The organism is Candidatus Accumulibacter necessarius, from assembly GCF_036625085.1.
Window position 1 is genome coordinate 139,472 of record NZ_JAZKUM010000007.1, and the last position, 19,379, is coordinate 158,850.

At 61.8% G+C, this 19,379-nt stretch carries 19 protein-coding genes and 1 pseudogene; 11 read left to right on the forward strand and 9 right to left on the reverse strand.

Annotated features, from left to right (window positions below; translation table 11 throughout):
* Positions 1–53: 53 nt before the first annotated feature.
* The 4 genes from ppk2 to lgt all read right to left on the reverse strand — a co-directional run bounded on the left by ppk2 (position 54) and on the right by lgt (position 4,473).
* Positions 54–869: a polyphosphate kinase 2 gene (gene ppk2, locus V5B44_RS18960; RefSeq protein WP_332360779.1), complete on the reverse strand. Its 816-nt coding sequence runs from the start codon at positions 867–869 to the stop codon at positions 54–56.
* An 857-nt stretch (positions 870–1,726) separates the two neighbouring features.
* Positions 1,727–2,200 carry a VOC family protein gene (locus V5B44_RS18965; RefSeq protein WP_332360611.1) on the reverse strand — a complete coding sequence of 158 codons (474 nt, stop codon included), beginning with the start codon at positions 2,198–2,200 and terminating at the stop codon, positions 1,727–1,729.
* Positions 2,201–2,251: 51 nt separating this feature from the next.
* Positions 2,252–3,637 carry a malonyl-CoA decarboxylase gene (locus V5B44_RS18970; protein ID WP_332360613.1) on the reverse strand — a complete coding sequence of 462 codons (1,386 nt, stop codon included), beginning with the start codon at positions 3,635–3,637 and terminating at the stop codon, positions 2,252–2,254.
* 38 nt (positions 3,638–3,675) lie between these two features.
* Positions 3,676–4,473 (reverse strand): prolipoprotein diacylglyceryl transferase, encoded by a 798-nt coding sequence (lgt, locus tag V5B44_RS18975; protein WP_332360615.1) that lies wholly within the window; start codon positions 4,471–4,473, stop codon positions 3,676–3,678.
* 82 nt (positions 4,474–4,555) lie between these two features.
* Between lgt and ilvD the strand changes: the two genes are divergently transcribed.
* The 7 genes from ilvD to V5B44_RS19010 all read left to right on the forward strand — a co-directional run bounded on the left by ilvD (position 4,556) and on the right by V5B44_RS19010 (position 11,956).
* Positions 4,556–6,412 carry a dihydroxy-acid dehydratase gene (gene ilvD, locus V5B44_RS18980; protein WP_332360617.1) on the forward strand — a complete coding sequence of 619 codons (1,857 nt, stop codon included), beginning with the start codon at positions 4,556–4,558 and terminating at the stop codon, positions 6,410–6,412.
* 178 nt (positions 6,413–6,590) lie between these two features.
* Positions 6,591–6,896 (forward strand): c-type cytochrome, encoded by a 306-nt coding sequence (locus V5B44_RS18985; protein ID WP_332360619.1) that lies wholly within the window; start codon positions 6,591–6,593, stop codon positions 6,894–6,896.
* Positions 6,897–7,069: 173 nt separating this feature from the next.
* A complete protein-coding gene (locus V5B44_RS18990; protein WP_332360621.1) occupies positions 7,070–8,287 on the forward strand; it encodes a branched-chain amino acid ABC transporter substrate-binding protein in 1,218 nt (405 codons plus the stop codon).
* Positions 8,288–8,459: 172 nt separating this feature from the next.
* Positions 8,460–9,383, forward strand: coding sequence for a branched-chain amino acid ABC transporter permease (locus tag V5B44_RS18995; protein ID WP_332360623.1), 924 nt, complete (start codon positions 8,460–8,462; stop codon positions 9,381–9,383).
* Positions 9,380–10,456, forward strand: coding sequence for an ABC transporter permease subunit (locus V5B44_RS19000; protein ID WP_332360625.1), 1,077 nt, complete (start codon positions 9,380–9,382; stop codon positions 10,454–10,456). The genes V5B44_RS18995 and V5B44_RS19000 overlap by 4 nt, the downstream gene beginning before the upstream one ends.
* Positions 10,457–10,458: 2 nt before the next feature.
* Positions 10,459–11,235 carry an ABC transporter ATP-binding protein gene (locus tag V5B44_RS19005; RefSeq protein WP_332360627.1) on the forward strand — a complete coding sequence of 259 codons (777 nt, stop codon included), beginning with the start codon at positions 10,459–10,461 and terminating at the stop codon, positions 11,233–11,235.
* A 16-nt stretch (positions 11,236–11,251) separates the two neighbouring features.
* The gene (locus V5B44_RS19010; protein WP_332360629.1) at positions 11,252–11,956 is read left to right on the forward strand and encodes an ABC transporter ATP-binding protein; all 705 of its coding nucleotides are present in this window, start codon (positions 11,252–11,254) and stop codon (positions 11,954–11,956) included.
* 9 nt (positions 11,957–11,965) lie between these two features.
* Here the strand turns inward: V5B44_RS19010 and V5B44_RS19015 are convergent, their stop codons facing one another.
* Together V5B44_RS19015 and V5B44_RS19020 are read right to left on the reverse strand one after the other, a co-directional pair.
* Positions 11,966–13,141, reverse strand: a complete 1,176-nt coding sequence (locus V5B44_RS19015) for an EAL and HDOD domain-containing protein (protein WP_332360630.1) — start codon at positions 13,139–13,141, stop codon at positions 11,966–11,968.
* The gene (locus V5B44_RS19020) at positions 13,134–14,207 is read right to left on the reverse strand and encodes a CDP-6-deoxy-delta-3,4-glucoseen reductase (protein WP_332360632.1); all 1,074 of its coding nucleotides are present in this window, start codon (positions 14,205–14,207) and stop codon (positions 13,134–13,136) included. The genes V5B44_RS19015 and V5B44_RS19020 overlap by 8 nt, the downstream gene beginning before the upstream one ends.
* Positions 14,208–14,246: 39 nt before the next feature.
* Between V5B44_RS19020 and V5B44_RS19025 the strand changes: the two genes are divergently transcribed.
* Genes V5B44_RS19025 through V5B44_RS19035 form a run of 3 tightly spaced genes read left to right on the forward strand, consistent with a single transcriptional unit; the run spans position 14,247 to position 16,724 of the window.
* Entirely contained in the window at positions 14,247–15,155 is a 909-nt protein-coding gene (locus V5B44_RS19025; protein WP_332360634.1) for an SDR family oxidoreductase, read from the forward strand.
* A gap of 20 nt (positions 15,156–15,175) precedes the next feature.
* On the forward strand, positions 15,176–15,562 hold the full coding sequence (locus V5B44_RS19030; protein ID WP_434735491.1) for a CopD family protein: 387 nt from the start codon (positions 15,176–15,178) through the stop codon (positions 15,560–15,562).
* A 19-nt stretch (positions 15,563–15,581) separates the two neighbouring features.
* The gene (locus V5B44_RS19035) at positions 15,582–16,724 is read left to right on the forward strand and encodes a THUMP domain-containing class I SAM-dependent RNA methyltransferase (RefSeq protein WP_332360780.1); all 1,143 of its coding nucleotides are present in this window, start codon (positions 15,582–15,584) and stop codon (positions 16,722–16,724) included.
* A gap of 202 nt (positions 16,725–16,926) precedes the next feature.
* On the opposite strand, the gene V5B44_RS19040 is transcribed toward V5B44_RS19035, so the two are convergent.
* Positions 16,927–17,157 (reverse strand): ribbon-helix-helix protein, CopG family, encoded by a 231-nt coding sequence (locus tag V5B44_RS19040; protein ID WP_332360638.1) that lies wholly within the window; start codon positions 17,155–17,157, stop codon positions 16,927–16,929.
* Positions 17,154–17,612: a PIN domain-containing protein gene (locus tag V5B44_RS19045; protein WP_434735484.1), complete on the reverse strand. Its 459-nt coding sequence runs from the start codon at positions 17,610–17,612 to the stop codon at positions 17,154–17,156. Before V5B44_RS19045 ends, V5B44_RS19040 begins: the two co-directional genes overlap by 4 nt.
* Positions 17,613–17,723: 111 nt before the next feature.
* Between V5B44_RS19045 and V5B44_RS26785 the strand changes: the two are divergent.
* A pseudogene (locus tag V5B44_RS26785) lies at positions 17,724–18,551 on the forward strand (REP-associated tyrosine transposase); the annotation flags it as partial.
* Between the two features lie 59 nt (positions 18,552–18,610).
* Here the strand turns inward: V5B44_RS26785 and V5B44_RS19055 are convergent.
* A complete protein-coding gene (locus V5B44_RS19055) occupies positions 18,611–19,339 on the reverse strand; it encodes a DUF1194 domain-containing protein (RefSeq protein ID WP_332360640.1) in 729 nt (242 codons plus the stop codon).
* Positions 19,340–19,379 lie beyond the last annotated feature (40 nt).

The following is a 19,379-nucleotide window of genomic DNA, read 5'->3' on the forward strand; positions in this document are numbered from 1 at the left end:
GTAGGTAAGCAGGAAAAAACCCCGCACCCGCGGGGTTTTTTCTTGGCTGCCGCTCAGTACACCTCAGGAATGAAGGTCTGGTCGGTGATCGGCGGGCGGACATAGCCGCCCTCATCCTGACGGGGCGGCAGGACGATCGGCTGCGGTGTGAGGTCCTCGTAGTCGATCATGTTCAGCAGATGCGTGATGACGTTCAACCGGGCGCGCTTCTTGTCGTCACCGTCAACCACATACCACGGTGCCTGCTTGATGTCGGTGTGGGCGAACATGGCGTCCTTGGCTTTCGAGTATTCGACCCAGCGTGCGCGCGATTCCAGATCCATCGGGCTGAGCTTCCAGTGCTTTTCCGGATGAAAGATCCGCTTCTGGAAACGGCGCTCCTGCTCTTCGTTGCTGACCGAAAACCAGTACTTGATCAGGATGATGCCGCTACGGACGAGCATGCGCTCGAATTCTGGGCAGCTGCGCAGGAATTCCCGGTATTCGTCTTCAGTACAAAAGCCCATCACCCGCTCGACGCCCGCCCGGTTGTACCAGCTACGGTCGAAGAGGACCATTTCGCCGCCGGCCGGAAGGTGCTGGACGTAGCGCTGGAAGTACCACTGGCTCTGCTCTCTGTCGGTCGGTGCCGGCAACGCGGCGACGCGGGTCACGCGCGGGCTGAGGCTCTCGGTGATCCGCTTGATCGTGCCGCCTTTGCCGGCGGCATCGCGTCCTTCGAACAGGACGACCACTTTCAGGCGCTTGAACTTGATCCACTCCTGCAGTTTTACCAGTTCGATCTGCATTTTCGACAGCGTCTCTTCGTAATCCTTGGTCTTTAGCGGTGGCTTGCGAGCAGGGTGGGCGACTTCATTCAGATTGACAATGCCTGGAGTTGCCTGCTGCGGTGCTGCCGGCTTGCCTTTTACCGCCTTCTGACCCTTGGTCTTCACGGCATCCTTCTTTAACACAGTTTTCTGCTCAGTATTCTTGGCGGCTGCTTTCGCTGGTGCTTTGGGCAAGGCCTTGTCGGAGGCGGCGACTGGCGGAGCCGATGCCGGCTCCGAGCTGACGCTTTCGGTAGTGTCCTGCTTGTTTTCCGGTACGACCTCTTCTTGCACGGCTTTGACTTCACTCATTGATGCCTCCTTGGTGTGGCTGAAAACTGCTGAGAGATGAAAGCGCCTCCTGGCGTGGCGCTATGTTCCAGACGATGGCCCTGCTTGCCGACGACACTCGGACAGCGGTACGGGGTGCGCAGCGGCGTTCGACGCGGTCGGCCCCAGCAGGCTTGCCGGGTCGCTCACGGTTCGGTGAAGGACTCCGACGTGATGAATTTCTGGCATGGTTCTCCTCCTCCTTGCGCCGGAACTCCCCGGGGTTGGCAATTATCGTCGATTTTTTCGCAAAAATGAACAGCACGGCGCACAAAACGTGCGATCTCGTGAGCGTACGAGTTTGCCGGCCTGCCGTACCGGCCGAGGCGCCCGCCTGGGGTGCGTGTTTCAGACCCGATGAGGTGAATGGGAACCGGCGGTCGTGGACGGGGATGCGGTCTGGCAGTTGAAGAGCGCAAGCGCATGCCTTCGCTTGCTGGCCGTTGGCCGGCGAAGCTGCTGCCGGAAATCGTGCCGTCGATAGACGGAGCAGTGCTGCCACCCCGGTCGATGAGGCCGCCCGGGGTGCGCGCGATCAGCGAAGTCGCCCTTGTTCTGGCGTGGTGGCTTCGTGATGTGGGTGGTTCTCAGGCCAGTTTGGCGAAAGCCTCAATCACTTCCGGTGGCGCTTGCACCATTTCAATCAGCACCCCTTCACCGGCGATGGGAAATTCGGCGTTCGCCTTTGGATGCAGGAAAGTGATGTCAAAGCCGGCTGCACCCTTGCGGATTCCGCCCGGCGCAAAGCGCACTCCGTTGGCGCTCAGCCATTCAACGGCCTTTGGCAAGTCATCGATCCACAGGCCGACGTGATTGAGCGGCGTTGCGTGCACTGCGGGTTTTTTTTCGGGGTCGACCGGTTGCATCAGGTCGACTTCGACCTTGAACGGACCTTTACCCATGGCGACGATGTCTTCATCGACGTTTTCGCGTTCGCTGACGAAGTTGCCGGTAATTTCGAGGCCGAGCATATCGACCCACAGTTGCCGCAGCTTCATCTTGTCCGGGCCGCCGATGGCGATTTGCTGGATTCCGAGGACTTTGAATGGACGTTCGTTCATGTGGTGTTCTTTCGTCTAACAGGAGCGGAAAAACGTTCTGGCCGGGCATTCTCAGTCACGGGCAGAACGACGGATGGCTGCAGCGGCAGCAATCTCGCCGCTGCGGGAAAAAGCTTCGACATTGGCTTCGATAGTATCAGGGTCGTAAAGATAATTCACCATCAGGCCGTAGGACTGCTCCCGGCCGCGCGCCGAGGTGTCGGCCAGGTAATTGAGGCGTTCGATGCGCGCGCCGTTGCCGAGGTGAAAGCGGGCGACCGGGTCATAAGGCCTGCCACCCTTGCCGGTGGTCAGCAGATAGCGTGCGGCCAGGCGGGTCAGCCCGTGTTGCAGGGCGCGTGCCAGCCGCTCGTCATTCGCCCAGCGATCATCCGCAAGCAGTTTCGGCAGGTCGTCAGCGCCATCTGGGGCGGGCATTTCCGGCGCCAGATGGCGTTTGATCCGCTCGATATCGGCTCGGTTGAAGGCCTGCTGCCAGGCGTCAGGTGTTTTCTCGGACCAGCGCCGGAGCGAGGGCAGGGGGGACAGTGTGGCAAAGCTGACCAGTCGCGGGTAGTCGCGCTTGAGATCGTCCACGACGCGCTTGAGCAGGAAATTGCCGAATGACACTCCGCGCAAGCCGATCTGGGTGTTCGAGATCGAATAGAAGATCGCCGTGCTGGCCCGTTGCGCGTCGAATACAGGGGCATGTTCGTCGAGCAGCGTCTGGACATTGTCTGCGAGATGATCAGTCAGAGCGACCTCGACGAAGATCAGCGGTTCCATCGGCATCCGGGGATGGAAGAAGGCGTAGCAACGACGATCGGAATCGAGCCGGTTCTTGAGATCGCTCCATGAGCGGATCTCATGCACTGCCTCGTACTCGATCAGCTTCTCGAGCAGCGCTGCCGGTGAACTCCACGTGATGCGCTGCAATTCCAGGAAACCGACGTCAAACCAGGCGCTGAGCCGGGACTCGAGTTCGCGGTCAAGCGAGCGCAGCGCCGGATCCGTTTCGACATAGCGCAGCAGGTCGGCACGCAGGTCGACGAGGAACTTCACCCCTTGGGGCAGGGTATTGAACTGGGTCAGGATGCGCAGGCGCGACGAGCGCATGGCGTTGCGCAGCGCGGACTCGGCAGCCCACTGCGCATCGCTGCCGATCGCGGCCTGATAGTCTGCGTGCGCCTTGGCGACCTGCTGCGGGTCGGGACCAAATTCGGTGGCGACAATGCGCAGGAACGTCGCTCGACCCTCGTCGTTGAGACGCAGGTAGGCTTCCGCCAGACGGCCGGCGCGCTGCCGTGCCGAGACTTCACCGCCGATGCCACTGGCGCATTCATGCAGCAGATTACGAACGAGGAGCAGCCGTCTTCCTTCCAGGCCACGCGGAGTGCTACCCTCTGCGAGCAGCGTGCGCACCCGGCGCAGCCCCCGCACCACCATGCCTTCAGCCATTGTTTCCTCCTTTGCCGCGCGGCCAACGACGCTTCGACTCAGGTGCGTTGGCGATGCGCGTAAACGACAAAAACTATTCCGACAACGATCATCGGCAGTGACAGCCACTGCCCCATGCTCACAGTATACGAAAAGCCGAAAATCCCCACATCCGGGGCGCGAAAGTACTCGGCCGCCCAACGCAGGAAGCCGTAACCGATCAGGAAGACTCCCGAAATGGCGGCGCGCGGCCGCCTGCGACTTGAGTACAGCCATAGGACAACGAACAGCGCGAGGCCTTCGAGCCCCGCCTGATAGAGTTGCGAAGGGTGGCGCGGCACGTCGTCGACCCAGGGAAAAACCATGGCCCATGGCAGGGATGGATCAGCCGCACGTCCCCACAGCTCACCATTGATGAAGTTGCCGATGCGTCCGGCGGCCAGGCCGAGTGGCACCAGCGGTGCGATGAAGTCGGTGATCTCGAGCCAGGTGTGGCCGGTTTTCCGGGCGTAAAGCCACATCGCGATCAACACACCGAGAAAGCCGCCATGGAACGACATTCCGCCACGCCATACCGCCAGGATCTGCAGGGGATTCGCGAGGTAGTATTCCGGCTCGTAGAACAGGACCTGGCCAAGCCGGCCGCCGACAATCACACCAAGGACGCCGTAGAACAGCAGGTCGTCGAGCTGCCGCACCGTCCAGCCTGCTTGCGAAAGCTGCGGATGGTTCAGAATCCGGTAGCGGCCAAGCCACCAGAACTGGAGAAAGGCGAGCAGGTACATCAGCCCGTACCAGTGAACGCTCAGCGGGCCGAGTGAAAGCGCGACTGGGTCGAACTGCGGATGGATCAACACGGCGCGAACACCCCGGGGGTTTCGGATAGAATCCGCATTATAGCCCGTCACTCTCTGGCCCATTCCCGATTGGAGATTCGCCATGCCGCACTACCGTTCCCGCACCTCGACCCACGGTCGCAACATGGCCGGCGCACGCGCGCTGTGGCGTGCTACGGGCATGAAGGATGGGGACTTCGGCAAACCGATCATTGCCGTGGTCAATTCCTTCACGCAGTTCGTTCCTGGGCATGTGCACCTCAAGGATCTGGGCCAGCTGGTGGCGCGCGAGATCGAGGCAGCCGCTGGCGTTGCCAAGGAATTCAACACCATCGCCATCGATGACGGCATCGCCATGGGGCACGACGGCATGCTGTATTCGCTGCCGTCGCGCGACCTGATCGCCGACTCGGTCGAATACATGGTCAATGCCCACTGCGCCGACGCGATGGTGTGCATTTCGAACTGTGACAAGATCACGCCGGGGATGTTGATGGCGGCAATGCGGGTCAACATCCCGACCGTTTTTGTTTCCGGTGGCCCGATGGAAGCAGGCAAGGTGACATGGGGCGGCAAGGTGATTGCGGTCGACCTCGTCGATGCGATGGTCAAGGGCGGCGACAGCAATTGCTCCGACGAGGAAGTCGACACCTTCGAACGGTCCGCATGCCCAACCTGCGGGTCGTGTTCGGGCATGTTCACGGCCAATTCGATGAACTGTCTGACCGAGGCACTGGGCTTTTCGCTGCCAGGCAATGGTAGTCTTCTGGCCACCCATGCCGATCGCCGTGGGCTGTTTCTGCAGGCTGGCCGCCAGATCGTCGAGCTCTGCCGCCGATACTACGAGCAGGATGACGCCTCGGTGTTGCCCCGCGCCATCGGCACTTTCGAAGCCTTCGAGAATGCGATGACGCTGGACGTGTCGATGGGCGGTTCGACGAACACCGTGTTGCATATCCTGGCGGCCGCGCAGGAGGGCGGGGTGAATTTCACGATGGACGACATCGACCGAATCTCGCGTCAGGTCCCGTGTCTGGCCAAGGTGGCGCCGGCAACGCCTGACTACCACATGGAGGACGTGCACCGTGCTGGAGGCATTTTCGCCATCCTCGGGGAACTCGACCGCGCGGGCCTGATTCATCGCGGTGTGCCGACGGTGCATGCGAGGACACTCGGCCAGGCGATCGACACCTGGGATGTGATGCGTACGCAGGCGTCGCCAGTGCGCCAGTTCTACCTGGCGGCGCCGGGAGGGATTCCGACGCAGACGGCTTTTTCGCAGAACCGGCGCTACCCTGCGCTCGATCTGGATCGCGCACACGGCTGCATTCGCAGGCAGGCAAACGCTTATTCGCAGGATGGCGGTCTGGCTGTGCTCTACGGCAATATCGCGACTGACGGCTGCATCGTGAAGACCGCCGGCGTTGATGAAAGCATCTGGGTGTTTACCGGCAAGGCGCGCGTTTTCGAGAGTCAGGATGATGCCGTCCAGGCGATTCTCGGCGATCAGGTCAGAGCCGGCGAGGTCGTGGTGATCCGCTACGAAGGGCCGAAGGGTGGGCCGGGCATGCAGGAGATGCTGTATCCCACCTCCTACCTGAAGTCGAAAGGGCTGGGCAAGGTCTGTGCACTGCTCACCGATGGTCGCTTTTCCGGCGGTACCTCCGGTCTGTCGATCGGGCACGTCTCCCCGGAAGCGGCTGAGGGGGGGGCGATCGGTCTGGTGGAAGAAGGCGACCTGATCGAGATCGATATTCCAGGGCGTCGTATCCATCTGGCCATTGCCGATGCCGAACTCGCCAGGCGTCGTGCGGGGATGGACGCCAGGGGCGAGGGTGCCTGGCAGCCGGCGGTTGCACGCCAGCGGGCCGTTTCGCAGGCGCTGCAGGCCTACGCTCTGATGGCCACCTCGGCGGCGACCGGTGCGGTGCGTGATCTGGGACAGTTGAAGCGGCGCTGATTCCAGGCGGCGGTTGCGCAGTTTTGGGGGAAGCGTTGTCAACGATCAGCGGTGGATGAACGTTATTGAACTGTGGTCATGGGTGCTGCTGGCTGATGGGGTGAAGAGGCTTTCCAAGCCGGCCAAACTGAAATAATATCGGAACGTTGCAAACCCCTTATCTGAACGGAGTAAGAGCATGAAAGCGATCTACGCGTGCCTGCTGGCTGCCGCCGGCGTGATGTCCGCCGGTGCTGTCCAGGCTGATGAAGCCCTGGCCAAGTCCAAGAACTGCCTGTCTTGTCACGCTGTGGACAAGAAAGTCGTTGGTCCGGCGTACAAGGATGTGGCCAAGAAGTACACCGCCAAGGATGAACCAATGCTCGCCAAGAAGGTGATCGAGGGCGGCAAGGGTGTCTGGGGTCCGGTGCCGATGCCGCCGAACCCTTCGGTCAAGCCGGACGAGGCGACCAAGCTGGTGAAGTGGATCCTCAGCCTGAAATAGGCGATGAAGCAAAGAAAGAACCGGCCGAGCGCCGGTTTTCGGTTTCTGGGAAAGGCGCCGAGTCGTGATTCTGCCGGCGCCAGCGTGACATGCCGGTTGACAAGGTCCTGATGTACTTGGACAATCGCCCGTTCGCTGGCCCGGTAACAAACACAATATTGGAGATCAAGTCTATGAACCACGTACGTATCCCTGGTGTACTTGTTGTTCTCGCCGCGTCCCTGGCGATGGTCGGCTGTGGCAAGAAGGAAGAGCCCAAGGCTGCCGCACCCGCGGCGGCGCCTGTCGCCGCCGCTCCTGCGCCGGCAAAGCCGGAAATATTAGTGGTCAAGATCGGCCACGTTGCGCCGCTGACCGGCCCGATCGCACACCTCGGCAAGGACAACGAAAACGGCGCCCGTCTGGCTATCGAAGACGCTAACGCGAAGAAGGTCGAAATCGGTGGCAAGGTCGTCCAGTTCGAACTGCTCGGCGAGGATGACCAGGCTGACCCGAAGACCGGTACCGTCGTTGCCCAGAAGCTGGTCGACGCCAAGGTGGCTGGCGTTGTCGGTCACCTGAACTCGGGTACGACCATTCCCGCCTCGGCGATCTACAACCAAGCCGGCCTGCCGCAGATTTCGCCTTCGGCAACCAATCCAAAATACACTCAGCAGGGGTTCAATACCGCCTTCCGGGTGATGGCCAACGACATCCAGCAGGGTTCGGTGGTCGGCACCTACGCGGTCAAGGATCTGGGTGGCAAGAAGATTGCGATCATCGACGACCGTACCGCCTATGGCCAGGGTCTGGCTGACGAGGTCGAAAAGGCCGCCAAGGCAGCCGGTGCAACGGTTGTCGCGCGCGAATTCACGACCGACAAGGCGACCGACTTCAAGGCGATTCTGACCAAGATCAAGGCGAAGAAGCCGGATGTGATCTTCCTTGGCGGCATGGATGCGGTGGGTGGTCCGATGCTCAAGCAGATCAAGGAACTCGGTATCCAGGCGAAGTTCACCACCGGTGACGGCGGTTGCTCGCCAGAGCTGATCAAGCTTGCCGGGCCGGCATCCGAAGGCGTCATCTGCACGCAGGCCGGCCTGCCGCCAGAAAAGCTCCCGAACGGCCAGAAGTTCCTGGAAGATTTCACCAAGAAGTATGGCCAGATCCAGATCTACTCGCCCTACAGCTACGATGCGGTGATGGTCCTGGTTGACGCGATGAAGCGGGCCAATTCTGCAGACCCGGCAAAATATCTGCCGGAAGTGGGCAAGACCTCCTACGACGGTGTTACCGGCAAGATCGAGTTCGACGAGAAGGGTGATATCAAGAACGGTGCGATTACCGTTTTCGAGATCAAGGATGGCAAGCTGGTGACGCTGAAGAGCGAAGGCGGTACCGCGCCCAAGTAAGGGCAGCCGCGCCAGCCGGCAGGGAGGGAGTGGCTGTGGCCATTCCCTCCGCTTTCCTGTAGCCGCATCCGCTCAGTTTGAACCGGGCCGCGTATCCGCGCGGCTCCCTCCCTGGTGCCATGAGTCGGAACCTCTGGTTCGCCAACAGTGCCTCGTTGCGGAAAGCCTGACCATGGACACTCTCCTACAGCAACTGATCAACGGACTCACGCTCGGTGCCGTCTACGCCCTCGTCGCGTTGGGTTACACCATGGTGTACGGGATCATCGGTCTGATCAACTTCGCCCATGGTGAGGTGGTGATGATCGGTACGATGGTGGCTTTCACGGTGATTGTTTCGCTCGCTGGCTCGGGGATGCCGCCGCTGCTGATTCTCGGCATCGGTCTGCTGGTTGCAGTGCTGGCCTGCATGATTCTGGGCTGGGCACTCGAGCGGGTTGCCTATCGGCCGCTGCGGCATGCGCCAAGACTGACGCCGCTGATCACGGCGATCGGCATGTCGATCGTCCTCCAGAATGTGGCGATGATCATCTGGGGCCGGAATTACATCACCTTCCCGCCGATGATCAACAAGGAAATTTTCGAGGTCGGCGGCGCGAGTTTCACCAATGTACAGGTGGCAATCGTGTGTCTGGCGGCGCTGGTGATGCTCGGCCTCACCTACCTGGTGCAGCGCACCCGCATTGGCATGGCCATGCGGGCAACGGCGCAGAACCCGCACGTGGCCTTGCTGATGGGCGTCGACATCAACCGCGTCATCGCCATGGCTTTCATCATCGGTTCGGCCTTGGGCGCACTGGCCGGTTGCATGGTCGGCTCGTACTACGAGATCGCCCATTACCAGATGGGTTTCATGCTCGGCCTAAAGGCGTTCACTGCGGCTGTGCTGGGCGGTATCGGCAATATGGCAGGAGCCATGGCCGGCGGCTTGTTGCTGGGCATCATCGAGGCGCTGGGTGCTGGCTACATCGGTGATCTGACCGGTGATTTCCTGGGTAGCCATTACCAGGACATCTTTGCCTTCGTGGTGTTGATCATCGTGCTGATGTTTCGTCCCTCGGGGCTGTTTGGCGAGCGTACTGGAGATCGCGCATGAACCTCCCGCGCAAGAAATTCCCTTTCTGGCAGCAACACTGGTTGGGACTGCTGCTGCTCGCCACAGCCTTGCTCGCGGTCCCCTTCGTGGCCGCCATGGGTGGCCAGGCCTGGGTGCGCATTGCCAATTTCGCCATCCTTTACGTCTTCCTGGCGCTTGGCTTGAATATCGTTGTCGGTTATGCCGGCTTGCTCGACCTGGGTTACGTCGCCTTCTACGCCGTCGGCGCCTATGCCTACGCGCTGCTGGCCTCGCCGCATTTCGGCATCCACCTGCCTTTCTGGGTAATCCTGCCCTTTGGCGCGGCGCTCGCCTGTCTCTTCGGCGTTCTCCTCGGGGCCCCGACGCTGAAACTTCGCGGGGACTACCTGGCAATCGTCACCCTCGGCTTCGGTGAGATCATCCGCATCTTCATGAACAATCTCAATGCGCCGATCAACGTCACCAATGGCGCGCAGGGCATCACCCTGATCGATCCCATCAGGATCGGCGATTTTTCCTTTTCCCAGACCAGCACCATCCTGGGCGTCACCCTTTCGGGCCCGCAAAAGTATTATTTCCTGCTGGTCGCCTTGGCCATCCTGGTGATCGTCGTCAATATGCGTTTGCAGGATTCACGCATCGGTCGCGCCTGGCAGGCGATTCGCGAGGACGAAGTTGCGGCCAAGGCCTGTGGCATCAATACGCGAAACATCAAGCTGCTCGCCTTTGCCATGGGCGCATCATTCGGCGGCATCGCCGGCGGTGTCTTTGCTGCCATGCAGGGGTTTGTCAGCCCCGAGAGCTTCTCGCTGATGGAGTCGATCACGATTCTGGCCATGGTCGTCCTCGGCGGCATGGGGCACATCCCCGGGGTGATCCTCGGCGCCGTTCTACTGACCGCATTGCCCGAGGCGCTCCGCTATGGTATCGAACCAATTCAGCAGGCCGCCTTCGGACGCATGATCATCGACCCAGAGAGCTTGCGAATGCTCGTCTTCGGTCTCGCCCTGGTACTTGTGATGCGCTTTCGTCCGGCGGGCCTGTGGCCTTCGTCGCTGCGCCGTCGTGAACTGGCCGAGGCCACGGATTGAGCATGAGCCAGCAGCCGGTTCTTCTCGAAGCGCATGAGGTCGCCAAGCATTTCGGCGGGGTCAAGGCCCTGCACGATGTTTCCCTGACCATTCGCCGGGGAGAGATCTATGGCCTGATCGGGCCGAATGGCGCCGGCAAGACGACCTTTTTCAATTGCCTGACAGGTCTTTACAAGCACGAGAGTGGTCATTTCGTATTCGACGGCGTCAAGCTGGAGGCCGATGCGCCACACAAGGCGGCCGAAGTCGGGATTGCCCGCACCTTTCAGAACATCCGCCTGTTTGGCAACATGACGGCAATCGAGAATGTCATGGTCGGCCGCCACTTGCGGACGCATGCCGGCGTCTTTGGTGCGGTTACCCGCAACTCGGCGACGCGGGCCGAGGAGGCGGCGATCGCTCGCCGGGCAGACGAGTTGCTGCACTATGTGGGAATTCAGGAGCGGGCACATGACTACGCCCGGCACCTTTCCTACGGCGATCAGCGGCGCCTGGAAATTGCCCGGGCCTTGGCCACCGAACCGAAGCTGCTCGCACTCGACGAGCCGGCCGCGGGCATGAACGGCACTGAAACCGAGGCCTTGCGGTTACTCGTTGAAGGCATCTGTCGGGATGGGGTGACCATATTGTTGATCGAGCACGACGTCAAACTGGTGATGGGCTTGTGCGGAAGGGTCGCGGTACTCGACTACGGCGAGAAGATCTGCGAGGACGTACCGTCGGTCGTGCAGAGGGATCCGCGCGTGATCGAGGCCTACCTCGGCGGTTCGGTGGCCTGAAGGGAACGGATGAAACATGCTCGAGGTTAGCGGACTGCGGGTTTCCTATGGTGGTATCCAGGCTGTTCGTGGCATCACCTTCCATGTCAACGAAGGCGAAATGGTCGCTCTGATCGGTGCCAATGGTGCCGGCAAGAGCAGCACCTTGCGCGCCCTTTCTCGATTGCTCGATCCCGCTGGCGGCAGCGTCCGTTATCGCGGCAAGGAACTTCTCGCCTTGCCGCCGCATGGCCTGGTGGCAGAAGGGATCGCGCTGGTGCCCGAGGGCAGGGGGGTTTTCCCGCGCATGACCAGCCTCGAAAATCTGTACATGGGTGCCTACGCGCGCAATGACAAGGCCGCCATAGCGCGCGACCTGGAGCATGTTCTCGGGCTCTTTCCCCGTCTCAAGGAGAGGGCGCAGCAAGTTGCAGGAACCCTCTCGGGCGGGGAGCAGCAGATGCTGGCGATCGGCCGCGCATTGATGAGCAAGCCGCGCCTGCTGCTGCTCGACGAGCCGTCGATGGGGCTGGCGCCGATCATGGTGCAGAAAATCTTCGAGGTGATTCGTGCGGTTGCCAGTGAGGGCATGACCATCCTGCTCGTCGAACAGAATGCCAAGCTGGCGCTGGAGGTCAGTCAGCGTGGCTACGTCATGGAGAGCGGCGAGATCACGGTCACCGACGAATCAAACAAGCTGCTGGCCGACCCCAAGGTGCGGGCAGCGTATCTCGGCGAATAGCCGCCCGCGCTAGAACTCCATCGCGTCGGCGAAGGAAAGCGCCTGCATCTGGGCGCGGTTGAACTGGGTAGCCGTCAGGCCAAGCATGGCCGCCTGCTCGGCGATCATCTGGCCATCGTTTTTCTCGCTGGCCAGCGCCAGTTCCAGGAAAGCCTGATAGCGGCCGCCGTTGCCGAGCAGGGCGTCAGAGATTGGCTCAGGCAAGCGCATCGCATCGAGGACCTGTTCGATGCCGACGCCGAGCAGCGCGTCGAGCAAGGAGAAGGCGCCGGTGATGAACAGGTTGTCGTACTCCGACTTGTCGACCAGGCCGCTGGCCAGCAATTCCATCAGGCGGGCCCTGAACAGCGCCGTATGCATCAATGCGGGCGCCATCGGGTCCTTGCTCGCCGTCCCCAGCAACAGTGACAGCCAGCGGTTGAGCTTGTCGTAGCCGAGCATGTTGACGGCGTGCCGAAACGACTGGATCTCACAGGACAGGCCGAAACCGGCCGTGTTGATGTAGCGCAGCAGCTTGTAGGAAATCGCGATATCCTGCTTGAGAGCAGCCTCGATTTCGCGGATTTCGGCGTTACTGCGGACCAGGTTGAGCACTCGAACTATATTGGCCTGTCCAGGATTGAGCGCCTTTGCCGGTGCGCTGGTCGGTGAGGTGAAAAACCAACCGGAGGCGGCAGTCATCCCCGCCTCCATGCAGGCGCGGAAGTCTGCCGCTGTCTCGACATTGAAGGCGATGCCGATGCCCAGTGAGCGGGTCCGGGCGGCGAGTAACTTGAGTTGCGCCAGGTTGAATCGCCGGGCGTCGAAGCCGATGAAACGGCACTGCACCCCGGTTGTCATCGCCTGCGTCGCCTGGGGATCAAAGTGCAGGCAGAGCGTCGGTTGCCAGGTCTGCAGCGCCGCGATCAGGTCGGAGCCCTGCTCGCTGATCAGGTTGGCTGCCGCCAATTCTATGGTAGCGTTCTGGGGTGCCGACCAGTCGAGCAGGCTGGCATCACAGCTGGCCGGGCCACAACTGATGAACACAGGCTTTTCACCCGGTGGCCAGACGTCTGTCAGCCCGTCGAGAGCGCTGACTGCATCCCGCATTTCCCCCTGGTTTCCCAGGTGGAGCGTCAGTCGGGTGGCGATGATCCGGCTCTGGCGATTGACCAGTGGCTGGCGGGACATGAAGACTTCATTCATGCGGAGCAACCTTTGTGTTCGATTGTTGGCTGGCTTCGATCGCATTCAGGGTGTCGGCAGCGTAGTCGAAGGAGTCGGCAAAGAATTCGTCTGCCGGCAACTGACAGTGCTTGAGGAAATCCTGCCTGGTCGCGGCGACCATCGCCGGTGAGCCGCAGACGTAGGCCTGGTGGCCGGAAAGGTCAGGGTGGTCAGCCATCGCAGCCAGGTGCACGAGGCCGGTTCGTCCTGCCCAGTGTTCGTCTGCGGGCGACTCGGAGAGGACCGGGGTGAAACGAATGTGGGCATGCTGCACGGGCCACTGTTCGGCAAGCCGGAGAAGGTAGAGATCGGCGCAACAGCGCCCACCCCAGTAGATATGCATGGGTCGTTCGTTGCCTTGCGCAATCGCATGTTCGACGATCGCCTTGATCGGTGCAAAGCCGGTTCCACCGGCGATCAGCAGCATCGGCTTTGACGAGTCCTCGCGCAGGAAGAAGCTGCCGTGCGGCCCGCGCAGGCGCAGGAGGTCGCGTTCCTTCATGGTGCTGAAGAGATGGTCGGTAAACTGTCCGCCGGGCACGTGGCGCACATGCAGCTCGAGACAGGCGTCGTCATGCGGGGCGTTGGCCAGCGAGAAGGCGCGCCGCTTGCCGTCCTTGAGCAGAATGTCGACATACTGGCCGGCGAGAAACTGCAGACGTTGATTGGCGGCCAGCTTGAGCTCGACGATCATCACGTCCGGCGCTGCCCGCGTCAGCTTGTGCACCCGCGCCGGCAAGGTCCTGATCGGAATATCCGCCAGCGATCGAACCTCCCTGCCCTCGATGCACAGGTCGCTTCTGGCCATCGCACAGCAGAAGAGGGCGAAGCCGGCCTCGCGGTCGGCTTCGCCGAGGACATCGAATTGTGCCTTGCCGTGAGCAATCTGTCCGGCCAGCACCTGGCCCCGGCAAGCGCCACAAACGCCGTCCCGGCAGCCATAGGGAAGACTCAGCCCCTGGCGCAGCGCGGCTTCGAGAATCGTCTCATCAGGCTCGGCGTGAAAACTGTGCCGGCCAGGCTGAACAATGACCTGAAAACCCATGGACTCTCCGCCGATGTCCCAATCCGGTAAAATTGCGCAGTGCAAAAACTACTGATCGTCGGCTGCGGTGATATCGCTCGCCGCATCCTGCCCCGTCTGCTTGGCCGTTACCGCATCTTCGCTCTGGTTCGCGACCCGCAACAGTGTGCCTTCTGGCGCGACAACGGCGCCCGCCCCGTGCTTGCCGACCTCGATCGGCCAGACAGCCTGCAGCGCATTGTCGGTCTGGCTGACATCATCGTTCACCTGGCACCGCCCTCGGCCGCCGACAGCAGTTCGGTCACTGGCCATCACCGCGATACCCGGACCCGATGGTTGCTTGCCGCGCTGGCCAGCGGCCGGAGTCTACCACAGCGCATCGTGTATATAAGCACTACCGGCGTCTATGGCGATTGCGCGGGGGCGCTGATTGACGAAACGCGCCCCCCGCGGCCGGCGACTGCACGAGCCTGTCGGCGGCTTGATGCGGAGCGCCAGCTACGTGCCTTTGGCCGTCGTGGCGTCGTTGTCAGCATCCTGCGCGTGCCCGGCATCTATGCCGCCGACCGCCTGCCGCTCGACCGCTTGCGCAAGGGAACCCCGGCGCTACGCGCGGCGGACGACGTCTATAGCAACCATATACATGCCGACGATCTGGCGATGATGACCTGTGCCGCCCTGCGCCACGGACGCAGCAACCGCACGTACAATGCGAGCGACGATTCGCAGATCAGAATGGCCGACTATTTCGATCTCGTTGCCGATCGCTTCGGCCTGCCCAGGGTGCCGCGGTTGTCGCGCCGCGAAGCCGAAGAGCAACTGTCGTCGCTGCAGTTGTCGTTCATGAGCGAATCCCGCCGGCTGCTCAACCAGCGGGTCAAGAAGGAACTGCGCGTCAGGCTGCGCTACTCCGAGGTCGATGATGGCATCGCCGCTGCGCTCACAGAAAGGAAAAACGGGTGCTCATAGTCAAGGTGCTGCATTTGTGGATGGTGGTCAGCTGGTTTGCCGGTCTTTTCTACCTGCCGCGTATCTTCGTCAACCTGGCAATGGTTCCCTCGGACAGCGTCGCCGAGCGTGACCGCCTGCTGCTGATGGCTGGCAAGCTCTATCGTTTCATGACGCCGATCGGCATTCTGGCGGTCGCCCTGGGGCTGTGGCTGTGGTTCGGCTTCGGCTTCGGTGGAGGCTGGCTACACGCCAAGACGGCACTGGTGGTGCTGCTGGTGGCCTATCACGGCCACTGCGGTCGCCTGTTGCGCGACTTCCAGGCCGGGCGCAACGCACACAGTCACGTCTGGTACCGCTGGTTCAACGAAATGCCGGTGCTGGTGCTGCTGGTGGTGACCTACCTTGCCGTTCTCAAGCCGTTCTAATCCACCTGCCGGGAGATCGATCGTGGAAACGTTTTTCGCTAGCTGCCCGCGCGGCCTCGAGCAACTGCTGGCTGAAGACCTCGTAGGGGCCGGTGCGCGCGACCTCAAGCAGATCTTCGGCGGCGTGCATTTTCTTGCCGACTGGCCGGCGTGCTACCGTGCCAACCTCCACTCGCGGATTGCAACGCGAATCCTCTGGCGGGTGGCGCATGCGCCCTATGGCAACGAGGAGGACATCTACCGCCTGGCGCTGGACACGCCCTGGCCAAAGTGGTTCCTGGCCGGGCAGACCATCCGGGTTGACGTGACGGCCGTGAAGAGCCCGCTGAAGAGCGTCGACTTCGTCACCCTGCGCATCAAGGACGCCGTCTGTGATCGCTTCCGCCGTGACGGGGGGACTCGCCCAAGCGTCGATACGCGCCAGCCGGATGTCCGGGTGCACGGTTTCATCAATGGCGACCACTGCACGCTTTACCTTGACACCTCGGGCGCCCCGCTCTACCAGCGAGGGTTTCGCCAGAAGACCGTCGACGCGCCGCTGAAGGAAAATCTGGCCGCCGGCATACTGCGCCTGAGTGGCTGGCAGCCAGGCGTTGCGCTGCTCGACCCGATGTGCGGCAGCGGCACCTTCCTGATCGAGGCGGCTCAGATGGCGCTGCGCGTGGCGCCGGGCGCCAGACGTGAGTTCGCGTTTCAGCGGCTGCGTCATTTCGATCCCGCCGCCTGGAAGAGGTTGCTCGATGCAGCGCGTGCAGGCGAAGTAGCGGCTGCAGAGGCGGGAATTTTCGGCAGCGATATCTCCCCCGTTGCAGTTCGCGCGACGCTCGCCAACCTCGACCGTGCCGGACTCCTGCCCGCCGTCAGACTGAGCACCGGTGACCTGCTCGACATCGATGCCCCCGCCGCGCGCGGCATCCTGGTGAGCAACCCGCCCTACGGTGAGCGCGTCTCCGACCATGACGAACTCGCCGAGTTTTACCCCTTGCTCGGCAGCGCCCTGAAACGCCACTTTGCTGGCTGGAACTGCTACCTGATCAGCGCCGACACACGCCTGCCGAAACTCGTTCGCCTGACCCCGAGCAGGAAAACCCCCTTGTTCAACGGCGCGCTGGAGTGCCGTCTTTACGAGTTCCGGATGGTGGCCGGCAGCAACCGCGCATAGGCGGTGTCATGACGAATGCCCTCTGGACGGGTGGGGGGTGCGGCGGGCCCTGGCTGGAGCTGCCGGAACTGGTGACTGCTTAGTTGCCGCACCACTGCCGAGTGAGCAAGCTCGTGCGCCTCGGCGACCGTGTCAGGCAGAAGGCAGAAGGCAGAAGGCAGAAGGCAGAAGGCAAGACCGGGCCCCAGGGGCCCGGTGGGGATCAACGTGTCGGGCCTGCCTCTTCAGCATCCAGACGATCCAGAATCGCCAGTGCCCGACTCACATCGCCGGTCAATGCAAGTGCGCGGAAATGATTTTCGGTGTCCCAAGCTGCCAGTGCATGAGCGCTCAACTGTTCCACCAGTTTGTTTGTGCTGAGGCCGCGACTGCGTGCCAACGCCTTGAGCCGCGCCGCAGTATCGTCGGGCAACCGGATCGTTAAAGTACTCATCCCCATTCCTCCAGACATTGTGCGGGTGTAAGTATGCGCAATTTGCCAAGTTGCAACTCACCTTGCCGCAGGTCTTTCACATTGTGCGTAACAATTGCGGTCGCACTTCCTGCCAGCGCCAGTTCGATCAAGTGATTGTCGGCTTCGTCCGGCAAATTGGGCCGCCAGCCGTAATACACCGTAACCCAACGCCCCTGCCGGGCCAGCGCCGCCAGCACCTGCAAACGCTCGGCAGATGTAGTGGAGTCCCCCCACACGTGGCGCCCAAGCAAATCCATATACTCCAACCACAGTGCATTGCCGAAAAGTGGCTGAAATCGTCCCATCAAAGCATGACGCAGCACTTTGCGCGATGCGCCGCCTGCGGAACGTAGACCCGCAACAAGAACATTGGTGTCAATTACAAGCGAGATCACACTGGTAGCATATGTGCTGTCATCGGCTTTTGCAAGCAAGTGCGGGTGCCGGGTGGCGTGGGTGGGGTCACGTGCACGGGTGGGGGCAGCAGGAGTGCAGGAGTGGGGTCAGGTCTTTTCTTTTTCCCGGTCTAGGTTAGAATCGCCAACATGGCAAGGCCCCTTCGTCTTGAGTTTGCTGGCGCAACCTACCACGTGACCGCTCGAGGTGACGGGCGAGAGGACATCTATCTTTCGGATGCAGACCGGCGCCTTTTCCTGGCAGTCCTTGGCCGCGTTGCGGAGCGCTTCAACTGGACGATTCATGCCTATTGCTTGATGAGCAATCATTATCACTTGCTGGTAGAGACTCCGGAAGGCAATCTCTCCAAAGGAATGCGGCAGCTCAACGGTGTTTACACACAGGACTTCAACAGGACCCATCACCGGGTCGGGCACGTCTTCCAAGGACGATACAAAGCCATCCTGGTCGAGAAAGAAGCCTATTTGCTGGAATTGGTGCGCTACGTGGTGCTCAACCCGGTCCGAGCGGGAATGGTGCGGACTCCGGGAGAATGGCCCTGGAGCAGTTATCGCGCGACAGTTGGCGACGAATGTGCGCCGGACTGGCTGGAAGCGCGATGGGTTCTGTCTGTATTTGGCGAGACCGCAGCGGAAGCTGTTGGAGCTTATGTCCGTTTCGTTGCCGATGGCATCGGCCGGGCAGCGCCGTGGGCGCAGTTGAAGCACCAGATGTTCCTGGGATCCGACGTTTTCGTCGATGCGCTGCGGCGTCAGGTTCCTGATGGCCGTGATCTGCGCGAGGTACCACAGGCCAGGATGCGGCCTCCTGTACCCCAGCCGCTCGCGGCCTTCGCACAGCAACACGTAGATCGGGACAGCGCCATCAGCGCTGCCTACGCCAGCGGCGGCTATACGATGAAGGAAATTGGTGACTTCTTTGGTCTCCACTACTCCCGCGTAAGCAAGATCGTGCGCCTCGGTAGCCCTGAAAAAGCCCCGCCGCGGCGGGGCTTGATGGAACGGCCGATGTGCTCCTACTGTTTGCGGCGCGAAGCCACCATGCCGAGGAGGCCGAGACCGAGCATCGCCAGCGTGCCCGGCTCGGGGACGTCGAATTCCTGCTCGAGCTTCTTCTGGAGGGCTGCCTGGAACTCTCCAAAGTTCAAGGCGCTGCCGAAGTCGGTCCCGGCACCGGCAACCCAGGCGCAGCTGGCAGCGGCGCCGATGCCAAGGCAATTGACCGAGTCGATGGGGATGGGCGTGAGGGTGTTGGCGACGGTATTGGGGTTCGAGCCGGCGTTGTTCTGGCCGTCGGTGGTGACGTCGATCAGCAGCTTGAGGTCGGACTGCAGGCTGTTCTCATAGGCGACCAGAGCGTTTGCGGAAGCGGTGACCGCATCGCCGATCGCCGTCGCGCCGGTGTTGACGCCGCCGCGACCAGGATTGAGGCCACTGATAGCCGTGGTCAGATTCGCCAGAACGCCCGCATTGCTGATCGCCTGCGTCTGGAAGTACTCGACAAAATTGAGGCCGAAGATGCCGCCGCCAATCGCAACCTGGCCATAGAGGGACGGGGTCGCGGCGAAGATATTGTTCAGCGCGCTGACGTAGGCGTTGACCTGAGTGGTAAAGTCGCCGGCACTGATGCTCCCCGAACCGTCCATGGTCAGGTAAAGGGCGGTGGTCGGGACAGCATGAACCTGAGCTGCGGCGATGGAACCGATGAGGCCGACAGCGAGGGCGGCCAGTTTTTTATTGAACATGAGCCTCTTGCAAAACTCACCCTGCAGGGCTGATTTTTTC

Excerpts from the sequence above, each read along its gene's own strand:
- V5B44_RS19000 (WP_332360625.1), top strand. The coding sequence starts at position 9,380 with ATGAACCTCCCGCGCAAGAAATTCCCTTTCTGGCAGCAACACTGGTTG.
- V5B44_RS18990 (WP_332360621.1), top strand. The coding sequence starts at position 7,070 with ATGAACCACGTACGTATCCCTGGTGTACTTGTTGTTCTCGCCGCGTCC.
- V5B44_RS19015 (WP_332360630.1), bottom strand. The coding sequence starts at position 13,141 with ATGAATGAAGTCTTCATGTCCCGCCAGCCACTGGTCAATCGCCAGAGC.
- V5B44_RS19020 (WP_332360632.1), bottom strand. The coding sequence starts at position 14,207 with ATGGGTTTTCAGGTCATTGTTCAGCCTGGCCGGCACAGTTTTCACGCC.
- V5B44_RS18995 (WP_332360623.1), top strand. The coding sequence starts at position 8,460 with ATGGACACTCTCCTACAGCAACTGATCAACGGACTCACGCTCGGTGCC.
- V5B44_RS18985 (WP_332360619.1), top strand. The coding sequence starts at position 6,591 with ATGAAAGCGATCTACGCGTGCCTGCTGGCTGCCGCCGGCGTGATGTCC.
- V5B44_RS19010 (WP_332360629.1), top strand. The coding sequence starts at position 11,252 with ATGCTCGAGGTTAGCGGACTGCGGGTTTCCTATGGTGGTATCCAGGCT.
- ilvD (WP_332360617.1), top strand. The coding sequence starts at position 4,556 with ATGCCGCACTACCGTTCCCGCACCTCGACCCACGGTCGCAACATGGCC.
- V5B44_RS18970 (WP_332360613.1), bottom strand. The coding sequence starts at position 3,637 with ATGGCTGAAGGCATGGTGGTGCGGGGGCTGCGCCGGGTGCGCACGCTG.
- V5B44_RS19030 (WP_434735491.1), top strand. The coding sequence starts at position 15,176 with ATGGTGGTCAGCTGGTTTGCCGGTCTTTTCTACCTGCCGCGTATCTTC.
- V5B44_RS19040 (WP_332360638.1), bottom strand. The coding sequence starts at position 17,157 with ATGAGTACTTTAACGATCCGGTTGCCCGACGATACTGCGGCGCGGCTC.
- V5B44_RS18965 (WP_332360611.1), bottom strand. The coding sequence starts at position 2,200 with ATGAACGAACGTCCATTCAAAGTCCTCGGAATCCAGCAAATCGCCATC.
- V5B44_RS19005 (WP_332360627.1), top strand. The coding sequence starts at position 10,459 with ATGAGCCAGCAGCCGGTTCTTCTCGAAGCGCATGAGGTCGCCAAGCAT.
- V5B44_RS19055 (WP_332360640.1), bottom strand. The coding sequence starts at position 19,339 with ATGTTCAATAAAAAACTGGCCGCCCTCGCTGTCGGCCTCATCGGTTCC.